The 1,483-nt window shown below is 67.0% G+C and carries 2 protein-coding genes; both read left to right on the top strand.

What is annotated here, in order from left to right; all coding sequences use genetic code 11:
- On the top strand, window positions 1–334 hold a 334-nt coding region (locus tag FPZ12_RS45370; RefSeq protein WP_243770368.1), incomplete at its 5' end, for a UxaA family hydrolase.
- Window positions 313–1,476, top strand: a complete 1,164-nt coding sequence (locus FPZ12_RS45365; protein ID WP_150980822.1) for a UxaA family hydrolase — start codon at window positions 313–315, stop codon at window positions 1,474–1,476. The genes FPZ12_RS45370 and FPZ12_RS45365, both read left to right, overlap by 22 nt.
- The last annotated feature ends 7 nt before the right edge of the window (window positions 1,477–1,483 follow it).

The raw sequence follows: 1,483 nt of genomic DNA, 5'->3' as shown, positions 1-1,483 counted from the left end.
GGTAAGACCTCTATCCAAAGGAGAAGTGATGGTGGACTCCGGCCCTCCGGGCTATCTGATCCATGACGACGCCGATGTGGTGGCGGTCGCGGTGCGTGATCTTCAGCCGGGTCCGGTCGTGGGCGGGTACCTGCGCAAGCCGGACCCGGTCACGATCGAGCTGAGGCATCCGGTGCCGCTGGGGCACAAGCTGGCGCTGACCGACATCGCCGCGGGCGCCGACGTGATCGAGTACGGGCAGCGGGTGGCCACCGCCACCGCGGACATCGGCCAGGGCGACTACGTCCACGTCCACAACGTGAGGAGCGCACGGTGGCACAACAGCGTGGCCTGACCGGCTACCGGCGGGACAACGGCGCGGTCGGCATCCGCAACCACACCGTCATCCTGCCCCTGGATGACCTGTCCAACGCCGCCGCGGAAGCCGTGGCGAAAATCGTGCCCGGCACCCTCGCGCTGCCGCACGCCTACGGGCGCCTGCAATTCGGGCCCGACCTGGAGCTGACCTTCCGCACCCTGATCGGCACCGGCGCCAACCCCAACGTCGCCTCGGTCATCGTGATCGGCATCGAACCCGCCTGGACCGACACCGTCGTCGAAGGCATCGCCAAAACCGGCAAAAAAGTCCAGGGCTTCGCCATCGAACGCCACGGCGACCTGCGCACCGTCGAAGCCGCCGCCCGCGTCGCCGCCACCTTCCTCCAAGACGACTCCGAAAAACAGCGCGAACCCGTCGAACACGCGGACATCATGCTCTCCATCAAATGCGGCGAATCCGACACCACCAGCGGACTCGGGTCCTGCCCCACCACCGCCGAAGCCGTCGACCGCTGGGTCGAAGCCGGCGGCACCGTCCTGTTCGGCGAAACCAGCGAACTCACCGGCGGCGAACACCTCATCGCCCAACGGTGTGTCAACGACGACGTCCGCGCCCGCTTCCAGGGCATCTACGACGCCTACATCGACATGATCGACCGCACCGGCGCCAACCTGCTGGGTTCCCAGCCCACCCAGGGCAACATCCGCGGCGGCCTGTCCACCATCGAAGAAAAAGCCATGGGCAACATCGCCAAAACCGGCACCAAACCCATCACCGGCGCCCTCGACAAAGCCCAAACACCCGAAGCCGGCCCCGGCCTCTACTTCATGGACACCTCCTCCGCCGCCGCCGAATGCATCACCCTCATGGCCGCCGCCGGCGCCGCCCTCCACCTCTTCCCCACCGGACAAGGCAACGTCATCGGCAACCCCATCGAACCCGTCATCAAACTCACCGCCAACCCCATCACCGCCGACACCATGACCGAACACATCGACCTCGACTGCTCCGGCCTCCTCCGCCGCGAATACACCCTCACCACCGCCGGCGACCACCTCATGACCACCATCGACCGCACCATCAACGGCCGCCTCACCAGCGCCGAAGTCATGGGCCACCACGAATACGTCCTCACCCGCCTCTACGAAAGCGCCTGACCCGCGG

It is taken from the genome of Amycolatopsis acidicola, assembly GCF_007713735.2.
Lineage (GTDB): Bacteria > Actinomycetota > Actinomycetes > Mycobacteriales > Pseudonocardiaceae > Amycolatopsis_E > Amycolatopsis_E acidicola.
This window is presented reverse-complemented; position numbering and strand designations above follow the sequence as displayed.